The organism is Ruegeria sp. D7, from assembly GCF_056534355.1.
This window is the reverse complement of sequence record NZ_JBQFPG010000007.1, coordinates 83,977-107,101: the sequence shown is the minus strand read 5'-3', so window position 1 is coordinate 107,101 and position 23,125 is coordinate 83,977. Positions and strand designations below refer to the sequence as shown.

Below are 23,125 nucleotides of genomic sequence, written 5' to 3'. Positions count from 1 at the left end.
TCCCTGTAGGGTCGCGCCATGTCCTTGCCCCAAGTCACATTTTCCGAAGATCAGGCTGCCGCTTTTGACAACATTGCCGAGATGTTGCGAGGTGCCGGAGTAGACCTTGAAGACGACGCTCTGCTGAAACTGCCCGGCAGCGGAAAGTCTGGTGTTATGGCCGTTATTGGCAAGGCTGGATCGGGCAAAACCCTGTTGCTGGCAGAGCTTTACAAAGCTTTGGCCGAGACGGGGGTCAACCTGATCTCGGGCGATTTCGAAAGCCGCAAATTCCGCGACAAGCGCAGCCTTGCGATCCTCGCGCCGACGAACAAGGCCGCCAGCGTATTGCGGCTGCGTGGGGTGCCCGCGACGACGATCCATCGCATCCTTTATACGCCTGTTTACGACCCTGAATACGAGCGGATCGCCGAATGGCTCGCGGGCAATGACGAACGGCCCGAGATCGAAGGGCTGACAGACGAAGCGCTGGACCGCGCAGCCGCGTTCTATGCCAACAACAAATCCATCCCTGGTGCGCTGGCCGCTGCTGGGTTGCGCGGTTCGGATTTCATCACCGGCTGGAAACGTCGGGAAGAGCCGCTGGATATCGGTTTTGTGGATGAAGCCTCGATGCTAGACGACCGACAATTCGAGGATCTAAAGGAAATCTTCCCAACATTGTTGCTATTTGGTGATCCGGCGCAGTTGGCGCCGGTCAACCAATCGGGCTCGATGGTGTTTGACGGGTTGCCAGAGCCGCGCAAGCAAATCCTGCATCGCGTGCATCGGCAAACTGCGGATAACCCGATCCTAGACCTCGCCCATGCTCTATCCGATCCGGCCATGGGGTTTGAGGATTTCGAACGTCTGATCGAGGACACTGCCCGAAAGGATGACCGCGTTGTCTGGGGACAGCGGGTAGAAGTTGATCTGATGGCGCGCAGCCCGGTTCTTGTCTGGCGCAATGCGACCCGAATCCGGCTGATTCAGGCGTTCCGCACCGTACATGGCGCGCCGGAAACTGAACTACTGGAAGGGGAACCGTTGATTTGTGACGGCATTGAGCTGCCGTTGAAGCACCGCAAAAAGCGGCTGGACCTTGAGGCGCGCGGGCTGATCAAAGGCGCACAGGTCATCTATCTTGGCCCTGGTCGCAAGCCGGGTTTTTCGCGGTTGCATGTGATGGGGGCCGAAGACCCTCAGGTCTCGGCGGCGTCGATCGTGCAGATTGAAAAGCCCGATGAGGAGGAGCCGTTCATTCCCTATGCTGCCCGTATGGGGGCAACGTTCCTGCATGGTGCCGCTGTGACGATCCATAAGGCGCAAGGGTCGCAATGGGACACGGTTCAGGTCTTTGCGCCAGACATCTACGCAGCCGCCCGCATGGGCCGTACTGAGGCCGGGCAACCGTCGTGGAAGCGCTTAGCTTATGTGGCCATAACCCGCGCACAGGAGAGGCTAATCTGGGTAGTGCGGAACCGCTTGTCGAAACCGACCCACCCGTTGCGTGTGGATGACCTGCGTGCGGTTGCGGCACCATCCCTGACATTGGAGGCGGAAGAGACATGAAGACGATCATCGTGACCGGCGCAAGCTCGGGCATAGGCCGCGCCACCGCCGAGCTGTTTCTGTCTGAAGGATGGACTGTCGGGCTTCTGGCCCGCAGCGCTGACAAACTTTATGCTATGGCACAGCATAACGCCTCGGCGATCCCGCTGGTTGCCGATGTGACTGACCCGGATGCCGTTGCAAACGCCTTTACTGCATTCACCCGACAGACCGGGCGACTGGACGTGCTGTTCAACAATGCCGGGATTTTTGCCCCTGGTGGCACCATCGACGAGATCGCGCTTGAGGATTGGTACGGCTCGGTCAATGTGAACCTGAACGGCATGTTCCTGTGTGCACGGGCTGCATTTGCTGCGATGCGGGCTCAGGCGCCGCAGGGGGGGCGTATCATAAACAACGGTTCAATCGCTGCTCATGTGCCGCGCCCGAACTCGGTGCATTATTCTGCGACGAAACACGCGATTACCGGTCTGACGCGCAGCCTGTCTCTGGACGGGCGGAGTTTTGGAATTGCCTGTGGTCAGATCGACATCGGAAATGCGCGCACCCCGATGGTGCAAGGGCTGGTCGATGAGGCACTTGCCGAAGGCCGCGATCCTGATCCCACCATGGATGTCGGGGATGCCGCCCGCTCGGTACTGCATATGGCCGAACTGCCGCTTGAGGCGAATGTGCAGTTCATGACCGTTATGGCCACGACCATGCCCTATATCGGTCGCGGGTGACGATCAGTTCTCGCGCAGTAGGCGGAAGGCTGTCGAAGCGCCCCAACCGGCGGCAATCGCGATGGCCAGTGACATGAGCCCGTACCAAATGGGTTGTTCACGCGACATCGCGTACAAGAATCGCTCAAGCCCGACTTTGCGTACTCCGATCGAGGTTTCAAAGGTCGAGACCACCTTTCCGTCTCGTGTCAGGAAGATACGGGCGCTGTAGTCGCCTTCGGTCAGGTCCGACGGCATGTCGATTGATGTGCGGAACAACGTCTGTTCGTCCACAGCCACTGTGTTTTCCCGGATCGAGTACAGCCCTTCATCTTCGCGGATGCGGATGACCGCCTCGGAAAAATCCTGTGCGCCCTGAATGCTCATGTCCGCACCGACCGACCGGATGGCACGCTCGATCGAAACCTTATAGCGTAGGTCTTCTGTCTGGGTCAGAACCTCGGAAAACGGGGCGCTGGTGGCAACGGCGTAGAAGCTTGGTGCCAGATCAACAACAAGGCTGTCGGTGTTCACCCAGATACCGAACCGTTTCTCTTTGCGGCGTACGGTGACAGGTTCGGATGGGCCGACCACCGATACGATGACCTCAAGCGGTGGACCGTCCGGGATTGGGGCTTCGCGCTTTACCGCGCCGAAAACCAGTATTTCGGACCCGTCAAAATTGGCGGTAATCGACACCCGATCCTGACTTAGGCCCAGAACAACCTGTTCTTCGGCTGCGTAGGCTGGCATGTAGATCAGACAAAGAAGAGCAATCAGACGCAGCATCTTAGTGCCCTCCCGCATCGCCAAGCGAATACAACTCGGCGGGTTGAAGAAGAAGATCAAGCGCCAGCTTGCCGCAGACAACAAGTACCAAAGCCGCCAACAAAACGCGCAGTTGTTCTGCCGGCATTCGGGCGCCTATGACTGTTCCGATTTGGGCGCCAACTACGCCACCGACGAGCAGAAGAACCGCCAACACGACATCAACGGTATAGTTGGTGGTGGCGTGCAGCATCGTGGTGAAGGCGGTTACAAAGATGATCTGAAACAGCGAAGTTCCGACAACAACCTTGGTCGGCATGCCCAATAGATAGATCATCGCGGGCACCATGATAAACCCGCCGCCGACACCCATGATAGCAGACAGGACACCGACAAACAGGCCTACGACAAGCGGTGGAATGACCGAGATGTACAGGCCCGACGTCCGAAACCGCATCTTGAACGGCATGGCGTGCACCCAACCGCGCTGGCGTCGTTTCGGAGGCGGCGTGCCGCCTTTCCGCGTTTTTCTAATCGCGTTCAGGCTTTCGACAAACATCAGACTGCCGATGATGCCCAGAAATACGACATAGCAAAGTTTGACCAGCAGATCGACCTGACCGAGGCTCTTGAGATAGTTGAAGACAACAACACCCAACGCAGCGCCTGTCAGCCCTCCGACCAAAAGGACTGTACCCATTTTAAGGTCCACGGTTCGGCGCCTGAAATGCGCCAGCACCCCAGAAAATGATGAAGCAACAATCTGGTTTGCCTCGGTTGCGACCGCAACCGCAGGCGGAATGCCGATGAAGAACAGCAGTGGAGTCATCAAAAACCCACCGCCAACGCCAAACATTCCAGACAGAATGCCCACCATTCCACCCAGTCCAAACAGTAGAAACGCGTTTACGGATACTTCGGCAATCGGGAGGTAAATCTGCATGGCTTCTTCTAGACAGGAGAGGCCGTACCACGCGGTGTGGCAAAGCCATTGGTAACATAAATCTCAACAGACGAAGCGCGCGTGCCAGGTGGGGCCATCTAGTTGTTTCCGTGGCTCAACCTGAAAATAGTCGATAGCATGGCTGCGGAACTGATGCGGGACACGTCCATACCCCCTTAGAGCGGTTGCGGCATACAAAATCAACTCTGTATGCCGCTTTGCAGCAAACAGGACTGAGGGGCAGTCCTGAACTGGCTCTATCAGCGTTCCTTTACATATGGTTCGCCGCCTGCGCGTGGCGGTACGGCCTTGCCGACGAACCCGGCAAGAATCACCACGGTCAGGATATAGGGCAGAGCGTCCATGACCTGCACCGGGATCACGACCCCGCCCAAATCGATGTTCTGGAACCGCAAGGCAATGGCCTGCAACAGCCCGAACAAGAGGCATGCCCACATCGCGTGCCACGGACGCCATTTTGCAAAGATCAGAGCAGCCAGTGCGATAAATCCGCGCCCAGCGGTCATCTCTTTCACAAAGCCTGCTTGCAGCGCGGTGGCCAGGTAGGCACCTGCGATGCCGCAAAGTACGCCGCAAATCGCAACCGCTGCGTAGCGGAGACCTACAACCGAAACTCCAGCAGTATCCACCGCCGCAGGATTCTCTCCGACCGCACGCAGACGCAGCCCGAACCGGGTGCGGAACAGAATCCACCAAGTCAGTGGCACCATAAGGAAAGCCACGTACACCAGAATGGAATGGCCAGACAGAAGCTCGGAATAGGCCATATGCAGGGGATTGGTTTCAGACATCAGCTCGGAAACCGGACGGCCTGTCAGTTCGGCGTCAGCCGGACCGATCGCATAAGGGAATTCTGCAGATTCAAACCGCCCTTCACCGAACAATGATGGCGTACGACCACCCTGCTTGAACCAGCTTTGGGCGACAAGAACGGTCATACCTGAAGCGAGAAAGTTGATCGCAACCCCCGAGATCAGCTGATTGCCCCGGAACGTGATCGACGCAAACCCGTGTAGCGCCGAAAGGACCAGAGATGCCGCGATCCCGGCCAGCAATCCCAGCCACACCGAACCGGTTACGGCGGCGACGGCAGCCGAGAAGAATGCTGACATCAGCATCTTGCCTTCAAGGCCGATGTCGAAGATGCCCGCGCGCTCGGAGTATAGTCCGGCCAGGCAGGCAAGCAGCAAAGGCGTAGCCAGTCGGATGGTCGAATCCAGAACCTGGATGAGTGTCAGGAAGAAATCCATCAGGCCGACCCCTTCCGAAGCGCCATGAACAGCTTTTCAAGCGGCATGCGCACCATGTTGTCCAGTGCTCCGGTAAACAGAATGACCAGCGCTTGGATGACCACGATCAGTTCGCGCGGAATCGATGTCCAAAGCGCCAGTTCGGCCCCGCCCTGATACAGAAACCCAAACAGAATAGCGGCTAGAAATACCCCGAATGGATGCGACCGACCCATCAGTGCCACGGCAATTCCAATGAAACCCGCGCCTTCGGTTGCGTTCAGCACCAACCGCTCGGCTTCGCCCATCACGTTGTTGACTGCCATCAGGCCCGCCAGAGCGCCCGAGATCAGCATGGCAATAATCGTGATGCGTACAGGCGAGATACCGGCGTAGACGGCACCGGTTTCCGAATGACCGTAGGCGCGGATTTCATAGCCCAGCCGAGTTCGCCAGATCAGCGCCCAGACAACAAAACACGCAAGGATTGCGACGAAGAACGAGATGTTGGCAGGCGCACCTCGGAAAACGATGTTTTCGGCGCTCGAGAACATCGACTGGAAAGTCGGGAGATGCACTGCCTCGGGGAAACGAGCCGTTGCTGGATCTTGCGACCCTTGCGGGCGCATGACGTTGACCAGCATGTAATTCAGGAAAGCGGCAGCGATGAAATTGAACATGATCGTGGTGATCACGATATGGCTGCCCCGCTTCGCCTGCAGATAGGCCGGGATCGCGGCCCAGGCTGCACCGAAGATCATCGAAGCAGCACAGGCGGCCAGCAAAGCTATTGTCCAATGCGGCCAAGGAACCGATAGGCAGACGATGGCAACGCCCAGTCCGCCCAGCATGGCCTGACCCTCGCCGCCGATGTTGAACAAGCGCGCGTGAAAGGCAACTGCAACCGCGAGCCCGGTGAAGATGAAGTTCGTTGCGTAATAAAGTGTATAGCCCCAGCCGTAGGTTGACCCTAGGGCCCCAGTGACCATCAGATTTACCGCCTCAAGCGGATCTTCCCCGATGGCCAGGATCACGATTGCCGAAAGGACTGTGGCTAGAAGCAGACTGATTAGCGGGATCAGTACCACATCGGCCCATTTGGGCATTTTTTCCATGGTTCAGGCGGCCTCTCCTGCAACACCGGCCATCAGCAGGCCTAGTTCTTTTTCATCCGTCTCGGCGGGCAGACGCTCGCCCATGATATGTCCGTCAAACATGACCGCGATCCGGTCCGAGAGTGAGAAGATCTCTTCCAGCTCGACCGAGACCAGCAAGATTGCTTTGCCCTGATCCCTCAAGGCGACGATCTGTTTGTGAATGAACTCGATGGCACCGATATCCACGCCGCGTGTGGGCTGACCCACCAGCAGCAGATCGGGATTGCGTTCGATTTCTCGTGCAACGACGATTTTCTGTTGATTGCCGCCCGAGAAGCTTTTTGCCGTCAGCCAGCCATTGGGCGGGCGCACATCGAACTTCTCGATCTTGGCTTCGGTGTCGGCACGCAGGGCAGCGTTGTCCATGAACAGCCCGCGTTTGTAAGCAGGGTCGCGGTGGTAGCCGAACGCCACGTTCTCCCACGCGTGAAAATCCATGATCAGACCTTCGCGCTGCCGATCCTCGGGGACATGAGCGATATGTCGGGCGCGCCGCGCTTGCCCGTCCGATCCGGGGCCGTGCAACGCCAGAGGTTCGCCGTTCAGTTTGATCGAGCCTACCCCGGGTCGCATACCACCCAAAACTTCAAGCAGCTCGGACTGCCCGTTGCCAGCAACGCCCGCGATGCCAACGATCTCACCTGCGCGAACGGTTAGGTCGATGCCTTTGACACGCTCGACACCGGCCGAATCGGTGACACTGAGGTTTTCGATTTCCAGAACCGGTTTGCCCGGCTGTGCAGGCACCTTATCAACCTGTAGCAAGACCTTGCGACCAACCATCAATTCGGCCAGGGCCTGCGGATTGGTGTCAGCTGTTTTTACGGTGGCGGTCATCTCACCACGGCGCATAACCGAAACCGTATCGGTGTTCTCCATGATTTCGCGCAGCTTGTGCGTGATCACGATGATTGTTTTACCCTCGGACCGCAGCCGGTCGAGAATGCGAAACAGCTGGTCCGCCTCGGCAGGGGTAAGAACGCCCGTGGGTTCGTCCAGAATCAGAATTTCGGCCTTGCGGTAGAGCGCCTTGAGAATCTCAACCCGCTGCTGCATGCCCACACCGATCTCATCGATGCGTTTGTCAGGGTCGACGAACAGTTCGTATTCTTCTTCTAGGTCTTTCAGCTCTTTCCGGGCTTTCGCCAGCGACGGAGCCAACAGCCCACCGTCTTCCGCACCCAGAACGATGTTTTCCAGAACGGTGAAATTCTCGACCAGTTTGAAATGCTGAAACACCATCCCGATGCCCGAGGCGATCGCCGCCTGGCTGTCAGGGATGTCGGTCTTGGTACCGTTGATCCAGATTTCGCCTTTGTCGGCTTTGTAAAATCCGTAGAGGATGCTCATCAGCGTGGATTTGCCCGCTCCGTTTTCACCGATGATCCCGTGGATCGCTCCGCGGGCGACGCTGATGGAAATATCTTTATTAGCCTGAACCGGCCCAAAGGCTTTGGAAATCCCTTTGAGTTCAATGGCGGGGACGGTCATATCTTGTCCTTGGGTTGCCGAAAGGGCCGCATGCGGCAGAGTGGTGCAGGGCGGAGGCCATGGCCCCCGCCCCCAGTTACATCAGAACTGCAGTGCAGGGCAGCTGTCGTTCTCGTAGTAGCTGACAACGCTTACGTTGCCATCGATGATGTCGCGACGGGCACTTTCAATGGCCGAGCTCATTTCTTCGCTCACCAGTTCCGCGTTGTTTTCATCCATCGCAACGCCAACGCCATCTTGTGCAAGACCCATGGTGTAAACACCGGTCTGGACGTCTTCGCCAGCTTTCATGGCGTCATATACAGCAACGTCCACACGCTTGAGCATCGAGGTCAGGACCTTGCCCGGGTGCAGGTGGTTCTGGTTGCTATCGACACCGATTGACAGGATGCCTTCGTCGGCTGCGGTTTGCAGAACGCCAACACCGGTACCGCCCGCAGCGGCGTAAATCACGTCAGCACCCTGGCTGATCTGTGCTTTGGTCAACTCCGAGCCCTTCACCGGGTCGTTCCATGCTGCAGGGGTGGTGCCTGTCATATTAGCAACAACGTTGATGTCCGGGTTCACGGACTTCGCGCCTTGTGCATAACCACAACCAAAGTGACGGATCAGAGGGATATCCATACCACCGATAAAGCCCACTGTGCCGGATTGTGACGCCATCGCCGCCATCATGCCGACCAGGTATGATCCTTCATGTTCGGCAAATCCTATCTGGCGAATGTTCGGGGCTTCCAGCCAGGTCACGTCGACCGCAACGAATTTGGTATCCGGATAGTCACCTGCCACTGCAGCCAATGGATCGGCCATGGCGAAGCCCATTGTGATAATCGGGTTTGCGCCCGCTTCGGCAAAGCGGCGAAGCGCTTGTTCGCGTTGCGCTTCCGACTGAAGCTCGATCTCGCGATAGCTTTTGCCGGTCTGTTCCGCCCAACGCTGAGCGCCATTATGCGCGGCTTCGTTGAACGATTTGTCGAACTTGCCACCCAGATCAAAGATAAGGGCCGGTTCTGCCATAGCAGCACCTGCTGTTAGTGCAACCGCAGCGGCTGCGCCCATCAAGGATTTCATAAATGTCATTTGTTACTCCCGTTGGCTGTTATCGGTCCGGGGCTTAATCGCCCGGTACCCACTCAGAGCGAGCATACCTGTTGTGATGGCGGGAATTGAAGCTGTTTGCAACAGCTTCGGTCAACACATTTTTGACCATATGGTCTAAAAAAGCGAATATTTTTCGCTCAGGGGGCGTTCCATGACGATCGCATCGGCGTTTAGGCCACTTTTGCGATGATAATAGGCTGCGCGATTGCCGCATGGCGTGTATCCGCAGGTTTGGTACAGAGAGATCGCCGAATGGTTATCTGAGGCAACGTCCAGAAATGCACGCATTGCACCGAGTTCTCGTGCCTTGGCGTGCCAGTCTGCCATGATGCGCCGCGCCAGCCCGCGTCTTTGATAGTTTGGGTGTGTCGCGATGGTCAGCAGCTCGGCCTCTTCGCCGATCACTTGAATGAGGGCGAAAGACCGTTTGTCGCCAACAACATGGGTAAAGCGATTGGCGATCAGATTGCTGAATTCTTCAGCGCTCCACGGACGTGACTGTGTGAAGGCTGCGGCGTGGGTTTCTGCCATGTCCTGTGGTGTCATTCGTCCAAAAGCACCGGTGGTACATCGCTGGAAGGGGCCGCATCTGCAGGGCGGACATAAAGCGGAGCAGGTGGCGCTTGAACTGTCGTCCAACGACCAGCAGCCACCTGGGCGATCGCACGGGCCTGCTGTTCTGGGTCCTCGCAGAAATACAAGGGACCAATATCGTCAGCGGCATGACGTAAGGTTAGGTAAGGCGCGCGCCCCTTAGGCTGCACATAAACCTGATCGCGCGGTGCAGCTATCGCCGGGAGATGCCCGTCGGGCGCAATTTTCGCAACTGCATCAAACCCCGACACCCCAACCGCCGGCACACCAAGCCCAAGCGCCAACCCGCGCGCTGCGGATACCGAGATTCGGATGCCGGTGAAATTCCCGGGGCCGATTCCGACGCCGATCGCGTCAAGGTGCCGCCATGTGCAATTGTTCCGGGTCAGGATTTCTTCAAGCAAGGGCATCAACCGTTCCGCCTGCCCACGAGTCATCGCCTCGGCGTGCGATGCGATAATCTTGCCCCCTCGCAGCAAAGCGGCCGCGCAATGCGCGGCCGATGTATCGAATGCCAAAATCGTCGGATCAGACGGCAACAGGGCGAACCTCGGTCACTTCGGGGATGTAGTGACGCAACAGGTTCTCGATCCCCATTTTCAGCGTTAGGGTCGAGGACGGACAGCCCGCGCAGGCTCCCTGCATGTGCAGATAAACAACGCCGCGGTCGAAGCCGTGGAAGGTGATGTCACCGCCGTCCTGAGCCACAGCAGGACGCACGCGGCTATCCAGCAGATCTTTGATCTGGTTGACAATCTCTGCATCTTCACCGGTGTGTTCAGCGTGGCCCGAGGCGGTCTCTGCACCTGCGCCCATAACCGGTTGGCCGGACTGGTAATGCTCCATCACAGCACCGAGAATTGCGGGCTTGATGTGATCCCACTGCACGTCATCAGATTTGGTTACCGTGACAAAATCGTTGCCGAAGAACACGCCTGTTACGCCGTTTACACCGAATATGCGTTTGGCGAGCGGTGATTTTTCTGCAGCGTCGGCGCTTGGAAAATCAGCGGTGCCTGCTTCCAGAACCGTCTGGCCGGGTAGGAATTTTAGTGTGGCCGGGTTGGGTGTGGATTCGGTTTGAATGAACATGGCGCGGCTCCGTCTAAGATGCACCTGATATGCGCGTCCGTGCGGGGGAAGTCAAGATTTGGAACCGTTCTAAATTGTGGCGGCGTAAGAAATCGCATCATCCAGACGATCATCACCCCAGAACAGCTCGTCCCCAATAACGAAACTCGGCGCACCAAAGATGTGTTTAGCCTTGGCCTGAGTAACTTGCTCGAACAAGGCAGCCTTGATCGCGGGGTCGCTTATCCGATCCATCAGATCAGTCGAAACGCCAGATTTGGTAAGGCACTCAACCAGAACCGCCGGATTCGATATATCACGACCGGAACCAAACTGCGCAGAATAGACAGTGCGTACAAAGGCTGCCCGTTGATCAGCTGGTTCGATCGCCAGCGCTAGCCTTGCTGCTTTCAAGCTGTTTTGCGGAAATGGCTCAGGCCGCCGAAAAGGTAAATCGCGCGCGGCGCAAAGCCGTTCCATGTCTCGCCACATGTACCGACCTTTTGCTGGGTAGAGGTTGAACGGCGAGTTGTTCCATCCCTGTTCAGCAAAGATCGGCCCCAGAAGGAATGGGTGCCATTCTACGGCAACTCCATATTCCGAAGCCGCCTGCTGAATACGCATCGCGCTGAGATAAGAATAGGTCGATGCGAAGTCGAACCAGAACTGCAGCTTCGCGGACATAAATTCACCTCAGGTGATGGCTTCCAGCTTCTCTTTGCTCAGATCGCCGGGCACGATAGTAATAGGAATGGGCAAGCTTCCAGAGTTCCGGGTCAGTTGTGTCACCAACGGTCCGGGGCCTTTTTTGTCAGTACCTGCACCCAGAACCAATACGCCGATCTCGGGATCGGATTGGACATGTTCAATGATTTCGGCCACCGGATCGCCTTCACGGATTGCCAATTCGGGCTCGACACCCTGTTTGTCGCGCATCCATTTGGCGAACACCTCGAAATGGGCGTGAATACGTTCACGCGCTTCTTCGCGCATCACCTCGGCAACACCGATCCAGTGGTTGAATTCGTCCGGTGGAATTACCGAAAGAACCGTAACCCCGCCGCCAGTATGTGCCGCACGCATAGCGGCAAAGCGCATGGCGTTCAGGCATTCACGGCTGTCGTCCAGAACGACTAGGAACTTGCGCATGTTTGTCCTCGTTTGTTTTCGGGATCATGCCCCACAGGGTAAGCAGTGGCAACTGAAACAGAAAGGGAGCAGATCAGCAATTGCTTGCAGCCCAATCCCAGTACATCTCGCGTGTGCGACGGGCGATTGGGCCCACCTGATACTGGGTGTCATCCAGCGCGGTGATTGGCGTCACTTTGCTCATGTTACCGCTCATGAACACTTCGTCCGCGTCGTGAAAGTCATCGAAACTCAGCACGGTTTCATGCACGGTTACCCCGTCGGCGCGCAGGTTTTTAATATGCCGCGCGCGTGTAATCCCGGCCAAGAATGTCCCATTGGGGATTGGAGTAAAAACCTCACCATCGCGCGCCATGAAGATATTTGCGGTCGCAGTCTCGGCCACATGCCCCATCGCGTCAGCCACAAGGGCGTTCGAAAAGCCCTTGCTGCGTGCCTCCTGCAACATCCGGGCATTGTTCGGATACAGGCACCCTGCCTTTGCATTGACCACAGCGGATTCCAGGACAGGACGGCGGAACCGAGTGGTTGTCAGCGTCGCCGAGGCGGTTTCGGGTGCCATTGGGATTTCTTCAAGACAGATGGCAAAGCCAGTGCTGTTTTCCTGAGGGACGATGGCGGTGTGATCCCCGTCGATGCCCCAATACATGGGGCGAATGTAAACGGCGGTATCTGGTGCGTAACTCTGTAACCCTTCGTAAACCAGATCGACCATCTGTTCGGTTGTTACAGAAGGTGTCAGCATCAGCGCCTCGGCTGAACGGTTCACGCGGGCACAATGGGCATCCAGATCCGGGGTCATTCCATCAAAGTACCGGGCACCGTCAAACACCGATGAGCCCAGCCATGCGCCATGGTCAGCAGCGCGCATGATCGGTGCGTCCCCGTCATGCCATTGGCCGTTGAAATAGGTGCGGATGTTTTTGCCGACTGCCATTGCGCCCTCCCTCAAGCTTCGGGGAAACCTAGGTTGGGGCTGACGCAAGGTCCAGCAGATTATCCGTGATGCTGGGGCAGCGCTTCGCGTTTGACCATTGTGCGCAAAGCGAAGTTTGATCGTAGGTTTCGAATGCCCGAAATTTTCATAAGCCGGTTTTCCAGAAATGCATCAAACGCATTGAGGTCTTTGGCAACCACGCGCAGCAGAATGTCGCGTGATCCGGTCATGAGGTAGCATTCCATCACCTCGTCGCAGCGACGAATGGCCTTTTCGAAGGAATCGATGGCGTTGCGATCCTGTTTCTCCAACTCGACAGACACAAAGATTGTGACGCCGAATCCAAGCCGCTCGGGGTCGACCTGTGCGGCGTAGCCGGTGATAATCCCGTCCCGCTGCAGCCGATCCAAACGCCGTGCGCAGGGTGTCGGGGACAGCCCGACATGCTCCGCCAAATCAATGACAGTCATACGGCCATCGTTTTGAAGGGCGCGGACTATCTTGGAATCGATATCATCCATGGCGAAAAACTCCACAAAAGTTTTCAATTTTAGATGTTAGCACCAAAAATTTCCCTAATATAGTGACAAAAGGGTGAAAATCACTCGACGATAGGTGGCAAACTCTCGGAAGCATTCCGGAGGAGAAGAATGGACATCACCATCGTAGACGCGCCAGAGCACGAGCGCGTGGTTGAATTCAAAGATAACTCACTTGGTCTATTGGGCTACATCGCGATCCACTCAACGCAACGTGGCCCCGCTGCGGGCGGTGTGCGCATGCGCCCTTATGGCCACCCAGCCGAGGCCCTGGACGATGCTTTGCGACTGGCAAGGGGCATGACGTTCAAGAACGCCGCGGCAGATCTGCCGCTCGGGGGAGGCAAGGCTGTCATTATCGGGGATCCTCATGAGGATAAATCACCTGAACTTTTGCAGGCCTTTGGGCGCGTGATTCAAGGTTTGAACGGTCTGTACTGGACGGCAGAAGATATGGGTATGACGCCTGCAGATATGGCGCATATCGGGTCTGAAACCGAATTTGTGGCTGGGCTGGCGGAAGGTGAGTTCGCCAGCGGTGATCCGTCTCCGATAACGGCGCGCGGGATATTCAATGCTATCCGGGTGACAGCGCAGCACCGGTTCAGGCTTTCTGGCCTTAAAGGCCAGACGGTATCGGTTCAGGGTCTTGGCCATGTAGGCGAGCATTTGTGCCAGTTGTTGCACGATTCTGGTACACAGTTAATCGTAACTGACATCGACACCCGGCAAGCGGCCCGCGTGGCCGAACGGTTTGCGGCACGGGTCGTTGCACCCGATGCGATCTACGGCGTTGAAGCGGATATCTTTGCGCCTTGTGCGATCGGCGGCATCCTGAACGAAACGAGTATTCCATTACTGAAAGTCGGCGCTGTGGCCGGAGGGGCAAATAATCAGTTGTCCAGCGATCGGGACGCGCAGTTGCTCCACGAGCGTGGCATTCTTTACGCCCCTGACTTCGTCGCCAATGGCGGTGGTATCGTGAATGTGGCGACGGAAATCCTCCGTGTCGCAGAGCGTGAAGCTTGGGTCGCCGGTAGGTTGCAGGCGCTGGAGCAGACGATGGATCGCATCCTGACACGGGCCAAAGCCGAAGCGGTCAGCCCGCACGAAGTTGCGGAATCCATCGTGCACGAGATGCTGAGCCTGCAGGCGGCATAAGAGCCGACGGAACGAAAAACGCCGCCCGAGAAAGGGCGGCGTTCTTTTTGGATTGCGATCGCGTGGTCAGGACTTGCCCGCACCGACCATCCCTACAATCTCGTAGGTCTGCTGCAGAATCGGGGCCGCGATTGCACGTGCCCGTTCAGCACCTCGGGCGAGAATCTGATCAATCTCGGCCTCTTCGCCCATCAGGCGCGCCATTTCGGTTGAAATGGGCGAGAGTTTCGAGACCGCAAGTTCTGCCAACAATGGCTTGAACTCACCGAATTGCTTCCCGCCGACCTCAGCCAGCACTTGTGCGGCCGTCTGGTCGCTAAGCGCGGCATAGATATTCACCAGATTGCGCGCCTCGGGACGGTCTTCAAGGCCATCGACCTCCGATGGCAAAGCGTCCGGATCGGTCTTGGCTTTACGGATCTTCTTGGCGATGGCGTCGGCATCATCGGTCATGTTGATCCGCGTCATATCAGACGGGTCTGACGACGACATCTTCCGGGACCCGTCACGCAGGTTCATCACACGGGGCGCAGGCCCACCGATGACCGGTTCGGTTACCGGAAAGAAATCGACGCCATAGTCATGGTTGAACTTGATTGCGATGTCGCGCGTCAGTTCCAGATGTTGCTTCTGGTCTTCACCAACAGGCACATGGGTCGCGTGATAGACCAGAATGTCTGCCGCCATCAGGGCAGGATAGGCGAACAGACCCAGCGAAGCATTCTGCGCATTCTTACCGGCCTTGTCCTTGAACTGTGTCATTCGCTGCATCCAGCCGATACGGGCGATGCAGTTGAAGATCCATGCCAGCTGTGTGTGCTCGGGCACCTGGCTCTGATTGAACAGGATGGATTTCTCGGGATCCAGACCAGCGGCAATGAACCCCGCGCAAACTTCGCGGGTCTTTTCACGCAGACGATCCGGATCTTGCCAGACAGTAATCGCGTGGAGGTCGACCATGCAGTAGACGGTCTCGTATTCCGGCCCCTGCATATCCACGAAACGTTTAAGTGCACCCAGGTAATTACCCAAGTGCAGGTTTCCTGAAGGCTGGATGCCGGAAAACACGCGCGGCGTGAATTGGGTCTCGGTCATCGAAGGAAACTCCTGTCTGGAAAAATCAGCCCCCGTCGCTTACCCATGAGGCCAAGGGACGTCAACAGCCGCGAAAGGCCAGCCCAATGAGCAGTGAGCATTATACACCGCCCGTGAACCCTCTGCCGCCGGTCGTGGTGGCGCTGGTTCTGTTCATCATCGGGATTGAACTGATCTTCTTGCTTGGCAGCAGGGGCTTGGTCGGTGGGCCAACCGCCGTTGGTTGGCGGCTGGATGCGCTGCAGCAATATACGTTTTCGCCCGATATCTTCGATTGGATGGTTCAGAACGGGCGCTGGCCGTTCGAACATGCGATCCGCTTTGTCACCTATCCCTTTGTTCAGGCCAATTTCACGCAAGCAGTGTTTGTCTGCGTGTTTGTGCTGGCGATGGGTAAGATGGTTGCCGAGGTCTTTGGCAGTGTCGCCATGCTGATCATTTTCGTGCTGTCTGGCGTAGGCGGAGCGCTGGCCTACGCGGTGCTGCTGAACCCGCCTTATCCTCTGGTTGGCGGGTTTCCTCCGGTTTACGGGCTGATCGGCGCGTTCACTTGGCTGCTGTGGCGCAAGCTTTCTCTGGTGGGTGAAAACCAATCGCGCGCATTCAGCCTGATCGCGGTTCTTATGGGCATTCAGTTGCTGTTCGGTCTGATCTTCGGTGGGACCTCGGATTGGGTCGCCGATCTGGGCGGTTTTGCCACCGGTTTTGGTTTGTCTTTCTTTCTGGCTCCGGGTGGCTGGGCACGCATCCTCAGCAAAACGCGACGCGATTGATGCGCATTAGCTTCGGCGCAGCGCTGTGCGGAACTCCGAAATCCGGAAGGCGCCAAAGATGTGCCCCAACAGGAAGTAGGCCACCGCCGCAGTTACAATGAGCACGAGCAGCGCAAGGTAACGCCAGCCTGGTACTTCGAACGTCCAGCCGAAGAGGTTAATGGCCGCAATCAACACCACCCCCATGCCAGCCGATGCCGCCACGACCCGCCAGATCCGCTGTTTGAACCGGTCATCAAATCGGGCTTCGTCGCCCATTCTGCGCGCGCCGATTGCAAGCAGCGCAACCATGGCCCAGCCAGCAGTCGACGCTGCGATTGCGGGCGCAATCCACCCGAAAATGGGATAAAGCCCAAAGGCAAGCCCGGCATTCACCACCATTGCAACCACAGCGTATCGAAACGGTGATTTGGTATCCTCGCGGGCGAAGAACAACGGTTGCAGCAGCTTCTGCAGCATGAATGCGGGCAGCCCGATACCATAGATGGCCACGGCCAAGGCGGTCGCCGCTGTATCTTCGGCGCTGAACTGGCCGCGTTGGAACAGGACCGAGACCAACGGGCCGGGGATGATCATAAAGGCAACCGTTGAAGGCAAGGTCAGAAGCAGAGTAAACTCTCCGGCTCTTGAAAAGGCGTTGCGTGCTCCATCTTTGTCGTCTGCGCGCAGGCGGCGCGACAGGTCGGGTAACAGCACGATGCCGACGGCAATGCCAACCACTCCGAGCGGCAGTTGATACAAACGATCTGCGGCAAACAACCAACTGACTGCCTTTTCGGTTTTTGATGCCACAAGCTGTCCGACTACAAGATTGACTTGCGTTACGCCCATGGCCAGCGCCGCAGGAACCGCGATCCGCACCATGCGGCGCATTTCCGGGCTGAGCTTTGGCCGACCGAGCCGAATGCGAATTCCGGCGCGTTCAGTCGCAATCCAGACAAGCGCCAATTGCGCGATGCCTGCGACTGGGATGACCGCGATGAGCCAGCGTACGATTTCTCCACCAGATATCGCGCCAAAGATTAACGCGGAGCAGGCGAATATGTTCAGCAGCACAGGAGCGGCGGCTGCAGCGGCGAAGCGTCCGGTTGCGTTCAATACTCCGGAAAACAGCGCAGCGAGGGACATAAACAGGATGTAGGGGAACACGACGTAACCATAATCCACCGCCAGATCGAAGCGTTCATCACCATAGAATCCTTCGGCGGTTATCCAAACCAACGCGGGCATGAAGACCATCGCCAGACCGACTAGCGCCAACACCGCCACCGCCAACAGGTTAAACGCATCCTGTGCGAAACCTTCGGCGTCTTCGCCGCCTTCAAGGCGTTTTGAAAACATTGGAACAAAGGCTGCGTTGAATGCGCCCTCGGCAAAGAAGCGGCGGAACATATTGGGTAGTCGGAAGGCTGCGACGAAAGCGTCCATCACCGGTCCGGGCCCGATATAAGCGGTCAGCAGGATTTCCCGCAAAAAGCCCAGAATGCGGCTTGCCAAGGTCCAGAACCCAACGGTGAAAAAGCCCGAAATCAGGCGGATCGGCTTCATGATGCGGCCCGCTCGGCACCTTCGGTGATGGCCGCGCGCAGCTTGGCTTCCAACCCGCGTTGCTTGGCCTCAGAGTGGTATTTCAGGCCGAACATATCCTTGACATAGAACGTGTCGACCACCTGTTCTCCATAGGTGGCGATCACTGCGTTCGCGATATAGACATTGGCGGCTGCCATCGTGCGCGTCAAATCATATAGCAGTCCGGGCCGGTCGCGGGTGTCGACTTCGATGATCGTGTAAATCTCTGAACCTTCGTTGTCGAAGGTGATATGGGTCGGGACGTTGAAGGCGCGTTCGCGCTTCTTGATCTTGTCGCGGGATTTCAATGCGTCCCGTGCGACAACCTCACCCCTGAGTGTCTTGTGAATCATCTGGGTCAGCCGAGGCAGGCGCGTGGCCTCGAAGGGATGGCCCTCGGCGTCCTGAACCCAGAACGCATCAGTTACATATCCGTCTTTCGTCGTATAGCTGCGGGCATCAACCACGTTGGCTCCTACAAGGGCAAGTGCCCCCGCTATGCGAGAAAAAATACCCGGATGATCACCCATGGCAAAACACGCGCGGGTGGCGTCGCGATCCTCATCCGGATGCAGACGGATTTCTACGGCACCCGGATCGCCGCTGTCCTCCAGCGATTTCAACATTTCCGCGAATTCGACATGTGTCGAAAGGTTCAGTCCCTGCCAATACGGATCATAATGCCGCCCGGTTTCGGTTTTCAGGTCAGATTTGGACCAGTTTTCCAATTCGGCCCGCAACCGCTTTTTCGCCCCATCTCCACGATTGGCTCGGTTAAGCGCCTCCATCCCGGATTCCAGTGCGTGTTTGGTGTCAGCATGCAAAGCGCGCAGCAATGTAGCCTTCCAGTTGTTCCAGGTCGTTGGTCCGACACCGCGGATGTCACAGACTGTCAGCACCGTCAGCAAGTCCAGCCGTTTGACGGTTGCAACAGCTTTCGCGAAATCGCGGATTGTGCGCGGGTCTGAGATGTCGCGTTTTTGCGCCATATCGGACATCAGCAAGTGATAGCGTACAAGCCATTCGACGGTTTCAGAATCCGCCTTGCTCAGCCCCAATCGTGGTGCCACTTTGCGCGCGATTTGCGCACCCAGAATCGAATGATCTTCGGGGCGTCCTTTGCCGATGTCGTGCAGCAACAGAGCCACGTATAGAACCTTTCGGCTAACACCACCCTCCAGGATGGATGACGCCAAGGGCAGTTCCTCGATTAACTCTCCTCGCTCGATCTGCGCCAAATTGACAATGCACTGGATCGTATGCTCGTCCACCGTATAGCTGTGATACATATTGAACTGCATCATCGCCACGATGTGCTCAAACTCGGGCAAAAAGGCTGACAGAACCCCCAACTCGTTCATGCGTCGCAGGGCACGTTCGGGGTTGCCGTGTTTCAGCATCAGATCAAGAAAGATGCGCCGCGCCTCTTTGTCGTTGCGCATCTCATCGTCGATCAGGTTCAGGTTGGCCGTTACCAACCGCATTGCGTCGGGATGGATCAGCATACCCGTGCGCAAACCCTCTTCGAACAACCGTAACAGGTTGACCTTGTCTGACAGGAACGTGTCAGGGTCCGCGATATCCAGGCGGCCATGGACCACGCGGTAACCGGCCTTGACGCGGGGGCGACGGCGGAAAATACGTTCCAGCAAGGCCGCGCCCTTCATGTGCGAGGCTTCCAGTTTGGTCAGGAAAATCCGTGTCAATTCGCCCACACGGGTGGCTTCGCGGAAATAGCGTTGCATGAACACCTCGACGGCGCGCCGACCGGCGCGGTCTTGATATCCCATACGATCGGCCACCTCGACCTGCAGATCGAAGGTCAGTTGTTCCGTCGCGCGGCCCGTCACCAGATGCAAATGAGACCTGACGGCCCAGAGGAATTCTTCGGCTTGCGCGAACTCGTCAAACTCTTCGGGCGTAAAGAGGCCCATAGGGACCAGTTCGGCCACATCCGTTACGCCATAGATATATTTTGCGATCCAGTAGAGCGATTGCAGGTCGCGCAAGCCGCCCTTGCCCTCTTTGACATTGGGTTCGACCATATAGCGTTCACCCTGCTTCAGGTGCCGCTCATCGCGCTCTTTCAGCTTGGCTTCGATAAATTCCCGCTCGGTGCCTTTGAAAAGATCGGTCTTCAGGCGCGCTTCAAGTTCTTGCGCAAGGGGCTGATCCCCGACGAGATACCGTTGTTCCAGCATGGCGGTACGGATGGTGAAATCATCGGCCCCCAGACGCAGGCAATCTTTGATCGTGCGTGAAGAGTGACCGACCTTCAGCCGCAGATCCCAGAGAATATAGAGCATGGATTCGATCACGCTCTCAGCCCAGGCGGTGATTTTGTACGGCGTCAGAAAAAGCAGATCTACATCGGATGACGGGGCCATCTCACCCCGGCCATAACCTCCCACTGCCAGCACAGCGATTTTCTCGCCTTGCGTTGGATTTGCCAGCGGATGCAGATGCTCGCTGGCGATGCGCATTGCTGTCCCGACCATCTGATCCGTCAGATAGGTATAGGAATGCGTCAGCGGCAGTGCATCAAATGGGCGCTCGGCAAAGGCGTCCGCAATCGCCTTGCGGCCTGTCTTTTGCGCCTCTCGCAGAATGCGCACCGTCTCGGCGCGCAAGGCTGCGTTGTCCGAACTGTTTTCAACAGCGGCGGACAGGTTGGCATTGACCTCGGCGTTGTTAAAAATCTCGTCAGCCGCGCAGATCAGATTGACATCGGGCGCAGAGCCCTGCGCCGGTCGATTAGAATCCGGCGCCAGAGAAGCTTTGTGGGGCAGGGTCAATCACAACCACCTGTTTGTTCTGGATCGTGGCAACAGCCAGACCGCGTTCGTTCGTACCGTTCGGTCGCAGGCGGAAAATACCGCCGACACCCTGAAAACCGGCGTTCTGGGTTAATGCTGCACCTGTCAACGCGTTCGATTTGCCCTGGCTAACCAAGGCTCCGATCGCAGCGATTCCGTCATAGGCAAGCCCGCTGATCGGGTGTGGTGCCTCACCGTAGGTGTTGTTGTAACGCTGGCGATAAGCCTGTGCCTTTGCCGGATCGGGAAGTGCGAACCAGCCACCTTGTACGCCAGGCAATTCCAGCGTTTGGGCCGGAATGTCCCAGCGTGTCAGGCCGATATACTGAGTTGTCGCAGGAGATACACCGGCCTCGGGCAACAACTGGCTGTAAAGGGGGAGCGCGCCCGCCGTCGTCGCGGTCAGGAAAATTGAATCCGCGCCGGTCGAATCGACCGTTGCTTTGATCGCCGAAACCGAATCGATCACGCCCTGCTGAGACCGGTCATATCCAACTGTGCCCGCATTGTTGACGCGGCTGTTGCTGAGCGCGGCAGCGATGGCAGACTGGCCTAGCTGGCCCGCTGAGTCATTGCTGTGCACAATGACAGTACTGTTTTTGCCCTGCTGTCCGGCGTAGTTCACCAGCCTGTTGGCCGTGTTCTGGAAAGTGGGGCCAAGCACATAGACATTGCCGCCCGCAATGCTGGTGTTGTTCGAGAAGGACAGCACGTTCACATTGTTGTTTAGCACCGCAAGTCCTGCCGCGTTTGCGGCTTGTGCATACACTGGCCCAAGAATGATCTTGGCCCCGTCCGCTACAGCTTGCTGTGCAACCGCCGAGGCCGTTCCGGCATTGCCGGCCGTGTCGTAGACGCGCAGATCAATCTTGACGTTCGGCAAATCCGCTATAGCCAGCCGTGCCGCGTTCTCAAGGCTACGGGCAAGGGCCGCATCGCCAGACTGAGGTGATCCGCTTGGGACCAACAGGGCCACCGGAACCGGGTCAGAGGTGTCGATCGAGGGGCCTCCGCTGATGCCGCCGACTTCACAGGCGGCCAGAAAAGCGGCCGTGGCCAGTACAATGGCGGATTTCGCCAGTTTGCGTGCGGGCTTGCAAACGGTAAACATCTAAAAGAAAACTCCCTGATCCGGCGTCTGAGGGCACCTTGGTATATTGAACCGCGATAATAAACGTCACGCTGTGAGGGTCCAGCTTTGAATTTCCAAAAGATCAGATTGGCCGCTGGGCTGTACTTTATTGCCACCCCAATCGGGACGGCACGCGATATTACGCTCAGGGCGCTCGATGTTTTGGCCTCGGCAGACATGATTGCTGCCGAAGATACACGCAGCTTGCGACGTTTGATGGAAATCCATGGCGTGCCGCTCAAAGGGCGCCGCATATTGGCCTACCATGATCACAGCGGCGCGGGCGCGCGGGGCAAAATACTTGAGGCGCTGGAACAAGGGCAATCGGTGGCTTACGCGTCCGAGGCGGGAATGCCGCTGATCGCCGATCCCGGCTATGATTTAGGCCGCCAGGCGGCTGAGGCTGGGCACAACGTGACATGTGCACCGGGACCGTCTGCTGTTTTGACGGCGCTGACGTTGGCGGGGCTTCCCACGGATGCATTTTTCTTCGCCGGGTTCTTGCCCAATGCCTCTGGCGCACGGCGTTCACGAATCGAATCCCTGCGCAGCGTCCCCGGAACGCTTGTCTTCTATGAATCGCCGAAGCGTGTGGCTGCCTGCCTCTCTGATCTCGCGGATATTTTGGGTGGAGACCGACAGGCGGCCCTGTGCCGTGAACTCACGAAGAAGTTCGAAGAAACGCGTCGTGGCACGCTCGCTGATCTGGCAACAGAGTACGAGGGCTTATCGGTTAAGGGCGAGGTGGTTCTGCTTGTGGATCGCGCCCATTCGCAATCTGTTAAGGACTCTGACGTAGAAGAGGCATTGATAAAAGCATTGCAAACGCATTCGGTGCGTGATGCGGCAGATCTGGTGTCAGAGATGTTCAGCCTGCCGCGCCGCCCGGTCTATCAGATGGCTCTGAAGCTGGGAAAGGGATGATATGGCACAGAGATCCGTTCGGGGTTCTGTATCTTATCACGCTGGACAATCCGCCGAACTTTGCGTGGCCGCCGAATACGAGCGACGGGGTTATTCAATCGCAAGACGCAGGTGGCGCGGTGCTGGCGGTGAAATAGATCTGATCGCGCGCAACGCAGATGGGTTGGTCTTCATTGAGGTTAAGAAAAGCCGTAGTTTTGACCGCGCAGCCGCCCGGATTAGTCGCCGACAGATGGATCGAATTTGTGCATCCGCTGCCCAGTATCTTGAACAGGAGCCTGCTGGTCAGCTGACGAATACTCGGTTTGATGCGGCACTGGTTGATGACACTGGAACTGTTCAAACCATCGAAAACGCCTTTGGTTTGGACTGACCCCCATTGAACCCGTCAAGCCTCTGC

At 57.4% G+C, this 23,125-nt stretch carries 23 protein-coding genes; 6 read left to right on the top strand and 17 right to left on the bottom strand.

Annotated elements, in window-relative coordinates:
• Window positions 1-18 precede the first annotated feature (18 nt).
• Complete coding sequence (locus tag ACRZ9U_RS11875; RefSeq protein WP_170408324.1) at window positions 19-1,551, top strand: AAA family ATPase; 1,533 nt, start codon at window positions 19-21, stop codon at window positions 1,549-1,551.
• Window positions 1,548-2,276, top strand: a complete 729-nt coding sequence (locus ACRZ9U_RS11870) for an SDR family oxidoreductase (protein WP_480901912.1) — start codon at window positions 1,548-1,550, stop codon at window positions 2,274-2,276. The genes ACRZ9U_RS11875 and ACRZ9U_RS11870 overlap by 4 nt, the downstream gene beginning before the upstream one ends.
• A gap of 3 nt (window positions 2,277-2,279) precedes the next feature.
• Here the strand turns inward: ACRZ9U_RS11870 and ACRZ9U_RS11865 are convergent, their stop codons facing one another.
• From ACRZ9U_RS11865 to ACRZ9U_RS11805, 13 genes are all read right to left on the bottom strand, one after another.
• Entirely contained in the window at window positions 2,280-3,044 is a 765-nt protein-coding gene (locus ACRZ9U_RS11865) for a TIGR02186 family protein (protein WP_170408322.1), read from the bottom strand.
• A 1-nt stretch (window position 3,045) separates the two neighbouring features.
• Entirely contained in the window at window positions 3,046-3,966 is a 921-nt protein-coding gene (locus ACRZ9U_RS11860; protein ID WP_170395834.1) for a sulfite exporter TauE/SafE family protein, read from the bottom strand.
• Window positions 3,967-4,226: 260 nt separating this feature from the next.
• Window positions 4,227-5,237: an ABC transporter permease gene (locus tag ACRZ9U_RS11855; RefSeq protein ID WP_480901909.1), complete on the bottom strand. Its 1,011-nt coding sequence runs from the start codon at window positions 5,235-5,237 to the stop codon at window positions 4,227-4,229.
• The gene (locus tag ACRZ9U_RS11850; RefSeq protein WP_170408320.1) at window positions 5,237-6,331 is read right to left on the bottom strand and encodes an ABC transporter permease; all 1,095 of its coding nucleotides are present in this window, start codon (window positions 6,329-6,331) and stop codon (window positions 5,237-5,239) included. Before ACRZ9U_RS11850 ends, ACRZ9U_RS11855 begins: the two co-directional genes overlap by 1 nt.
• Window positions 6,332-6,334: 3 nt before the next feature.
• Window positions 6,335-7,864 (bottom strand): ABC transporter ATP-binding protein, encoded by a 1,530-nt coding sequence (locus ACRZ9U_RS11845; RefSeq protein WP_170395839.1) that lies wholly within the window; start codon window positions 7,862-7,864, stop codon window positions 6,335-6,337.
• An 81-nt stretch (window positions 7,865-7,945) separates the two neighbouring features.
• Window positions 7,946-8,944 carry a BMP family lipoprotein gene (locus ACRZ9U_RS11840; RefSeq protein ID WP_170395841.1) on the bottom strand — a complete coding sequence of 333 codons (999 nt, stop codon included), beginning with the start codon at window positions 8,942-8,944 and terminating at the stop codon, window positions 7,946-7,948.
• A gap of 135 nt (window positions 8,945-9,079) precedes the next feature.
• Entirely contained in the window at window positions 9,080-9,496 is a 417-nt protein-coding gene (locus tag ACRZ9U_RS11835) for a GNAT family N-acetyltransferase (protein ID WP_480886320.1), read from the bottom strand.
• A gap of 11 nt (window positions 9,497-9,507) precedes the next feature.
• On the bottom strand, window positions 9,508-10,098 hold the full coding sequence (gene tsaB / locus ACRZ9U_RS11830; protein WP_170408318.1) for a tRNA (adenosine(37)-N6)-threonylcarbamoyltransferase complex dimerization subunit type 1 TsaB: 591 nt from the start codon (window positions 10,096-10,098) through the stop codon (window positions 9,508-9,510).
• Window positions 10,088-10,651, bottom strand: a complete 564-nt coding sequence (locus tag ACRZ9U_RS11825; protein WP_170395847.1) for a NifU family protein — start codon at window positions 10,649-10,651, stop codon at window positions 10,088-10,090. The genes tsaB and ACRZ9U_RS11825 overlap by 11 nt, the downstream gene beginning before the upstream one ends.
• A 69-nt stretch (window positions 10,652-10,720) precedes the next feature.
• Window positions 10,721-11,314 (bottom strand): 2-hydroxychromene-2-carboxylate isomerase, encoded by a 594-nt coding sequence (locus ACRZ9U_RS11820; RefSeq protein WP_170408317.1) that lies wholly within the window; start codon window positions 11,312-11,314, stop codon window positions 10,721-10,723.
• Window positions 11,315-11,323: 9 nt separating this feature from the next.
• Window positions 11,324-11,779 (bottom strand): universal stress protein, encoded by a 456-nt coding sequence (locus ACRZ9U_RS11815; protein ID WP_074736907.1) that lies wholly within the window; start codon window positions 11,777-11,779, stop codon window positions 11,324-11,326.
• A 73-nt stretch (window positions 11,780-11,852) separates the two neighbouring features.
• Window positions 11,853-12,716, bottom strand: coding sequence for a branched-chain amino acid aminotransferase (locus ACRZ9U_RS11810; protein ID WP_170408316.1), 864 nt, complete (start codon window positions 12,714-12,716; stop codon window positions 11,853-11,855).
• A gap of 59 nt (window positions 12,717-12,775) precedes the next feature.
• A complete protein-coding gene (locus ACRZ9U_RS11805) occupies window positions 12,776-13,237 on the bottom strand; it encodes an Lrp/AsnC family transcriptional regulator (RefSeq protein WP_170408315.1) in 462 nt (153 codons plus the stop codon).
• A gap of 129 nt (window positions 13,238-13,366) precedes the next feature.
• Here ACRZ9U_RS11805 and ACRZ9U_RS11800 point away from each other — a divergent pair, with 129 nt between their 5' ends.
• Window positions 13,367-14,416, top strand: a complete 1,050-nt coding sequence (locus ACRZ9U_RS11800; protein ID WP_170408314.1) for a Glu/Leu/Phe/Val dehydrogenase — start codon at window positions 13,367-13,369, stop codon at window positions 14,414-14,416.
• A 66-nt stretch (window positions 14,417-14,482) separates the two neighbouring features.
• Here ACRZ9U_RS11800 and trpS read toward each other — a convergent pair whose 3' ends face one another.
• Entirely contained in the window at window positions 14,483-15,511 is a 1,029-nt protein-coding gene (gene trpS / locus ACRZ9U_RS11795; protein WP_170408313.1) for a tryptophan--tRNA ligase, read from the bottom strand.
• 86 nt (window positions 15,512-15,597) lie between these two features.
• Between trpS and ACRZ9U_RS11790 the strand changes: the two genes are divergently transcribed.
• Window positions 15,598-16,284 carry a rhomboid family intramembrane serine protease gene (locus ACRZ9U_RS11790; RefSeq protein WP_170395859.1) on the top strand — a complete coding sequence of 229 codons (687 nt, stop codon included), beginning with the start codon at window positions 15,598-15,600 and terminating at the stop codon, window positions 16,282-16,284.
• Window positions 16,285-16,290: 6 nt separating this feature from the next.
• On the opposite strand, the gene murJ is transcribed toward ACRZ9U_RS11790, so the two are convergent.
• Genes murJ through ACRZ9U_RS11775 form a run of 3 tightly spaced genes read right to left on the bottom strand, consistent with a single transcriptional unit; the run spans window position 16,291 to window position 21,780 of the window.
• Window positions 16,291-17,832 (bottom strand): murein biosynthesis integral membrane protein MurJ, encoded by a 1,542-nt coding sequence (murJ, locus tag ACRZ9U_RS11785; protein WP_170408312.1) that lies wholly within the window; start codon window positions 17,830-17,832, stop codon window positions 16,291-16,293.
• Entirely contained in the window at window positions 17,829-20,648 is a 2,820-nt protein-coding gene (locus ACRZ9U_RS11780) for a [protein-PII] uridylyltransferase (protein WP_170408311.1), read from the bottom strand. The genes murJ and ACRZ9U_RS11780 overlap by 4 nt, the downstream gene beginning before the upstream one ends.
• Window positions 20,608-21,780, bottom strand: coding sequence for a penicillin-binding protein activator (locus ACRZ9U_RS11775; RefSeq protein WP_170395865.1), 1,173 nt, complete (start codon window positions 21,778-21,780; stop codon window positions 20,608-20,610). The genes ACRZ9U_RS11780 and ACRZ9U_RS11775 overlap by 41 nt, the downstream gene beginning before the upstream one ends.
• Window positions 21,781-21,867: 87 nt before the next feature.
• Between ACRZ9U_RS11775 and rsmI the strand changes: the two genes are divergently transcribed.
• Complete coding sequence (gene rsmI, locus ACRZ9U_RS11770; RefSeq protein WP_170408310.1) at window positions 21,868-22,725, top strand: 16S rRNA (cytidine(1402)-2'-O)-methyltransferase; 858 nt, start codon at window positions 21,868-21,870, stop codon at window positions 22,723-22,725.
• A gap of 1 nt (window position 22,726) precedes the next feature.
• Window positions 22,727-23,098: a YraN family protein gene (locus ACRZ9U_RS11765; RefSeq protein ID WP_480901900.1), complete on the top strand. Its 372-nt coding sequence runs from the start codon at window positions 22,727-22,729 to the stop codon at window positions 23,096-23,098.
• The last annotated feature ends 27 nt before the right edge of the window (window positions 23,099-23,125 follow it).

Coding starts and splice junctions, on each gene's coding strand:
- ACRZ9U_RS11855 (WP_480901909.1), bottom strand. CDS start 5,237: ATGGATTTCTTCCTGACACTCATCCAGGTTCTGGATTCGACCATCCGA.
- ACRZ9U_RS11860 (WP_170395834.1), bottom strand. CDS start 3,966: ATGCAGATTTACCTCCCGATTGCCGAAGTATCCGTAAACGCGTTTCTA.
- ACRZ9U_RS11875 (WP_170408324.1), top strand. CDS start 19: ATGTCCTTGCCCCAAGTCACATTTTCCGAAGATCAGGCTGCCGCTTTT.
- ACRZ9U_RS11790 (WP_170395859.1), top strand. CDS start 15,598: ATGAGCAGTGAGCATTATACACCGCCCGTGAACCCTCTGCCGCCGGTC.
- ACRZ9U_RS11850 (WP_170408320.1), bottom strand. CDS start 6,331: ATGGAAAAAATGCCCAAATGGGCCGATGTGGTACTGATCCCGCTAATC.
- ACRZ9U_RS11835 (WP_480886320.1), bottom strand. CDS start 9,496: ATGGCAGAAACCCACGCCGCAGCCTTCACACAGTCACGTCCGTGGAGC.
- ACRZ9U_RS11825 (WP_170395847.1), bottom strand. CDS start 10,651: ATGTTCATTCAAACCGAATCCACACCCAACCCGGCCACACTAAAATTC.
- ACRZ9U_RS11810 (WP_170408316.1), bottom strand. CDS start 12,716: ATGGCAGTCGGCAAAAACATCCGCACCTATTTCAACGGCCAATGGCAT.
- ACRZ9U_RS11800 (WP_170408314.1), top strand. CDS start 13,367: ATGGACATCACCATCGTAGACGCGCCAGAGCACGAGCGCGTGGTTGAA.
- ACRZ9U_RS11845 (WP_170395839.1), bottom strand. CDS start 7,864: ATGACCGTCCCCGCCATTGAACTCAAAGGGATTTCCAAAGCCTTTGGG.
- murJ (WP_170408312.1), bottom strand. CDS start 17,832: ATGAAGCCGATCCGCCTGATTTCGGGCTTTTTCACCGTTGGGTTCTGG.
- trpS (WP_170408313.1), bottom strand. CDS start 15,511: ATGACCGAGACCCAATTCACGCCGCGCGTGTTTTCCGGCATCCAGCCT.
- ACRZ9U_RS11775 (WP_170395865.1), bottom strand. CDS start 21,780: ATGTTTACCGTTTGCAAGCCCGCACGCAAACTGGCGAAATCCGCCATT.
- ACRZ9U_RS11840 (WP_170395841.1), bottom strand. CDS start 8,944: ATGACATTTATGAAATCCTTGATGGGCGCAGCCGCTGCGGTTGCACTA.
- ACRZ9U_RS11865 (WP_170408322.1), bottom strand. CDS start 3,044: ATGCTGCGTCTGATTGCTCTTCTTTGTCTGATCTACATGCCAGCCTAC.
- ACRZ9U_RS11765 (WP_480901900.1), top strand. CDS start 22,727: ATGGCACAGAGATCCGTTCGGGGTTCTGTATCTTATCACGCTGGACAA.
- ACRZ9U_RS11870 (WP_480901912.1), top strand. CDS start 1,548: ATGAAGACGATCATCGTGACCGGCGCAAGCTCGGGCATAGGCCGCGCC.
- ACRZ9U_RS11805 (WP_170408315.1), bottom strand. CDS start 13,237: ATGGATGATATCGATTCCAAGATAGTCCGCGCCCTTCAAAACGATGGC.
- ACRZ9U_RS11820 (WP_170408317.1), bottom strand. CDS start 11,314: ATGTCCGCGAAGCTGCAGTTCTGGTTCGACTTCGCATCGACCTATTCT.
- ACRZ9U_RS11815 (WP_074736907.1), bottom strand. CDS start 11,779: ATGCGCAAGTTCCTAGTCGTTCTGGACGACAGCCGTGAATGCCTGAAC.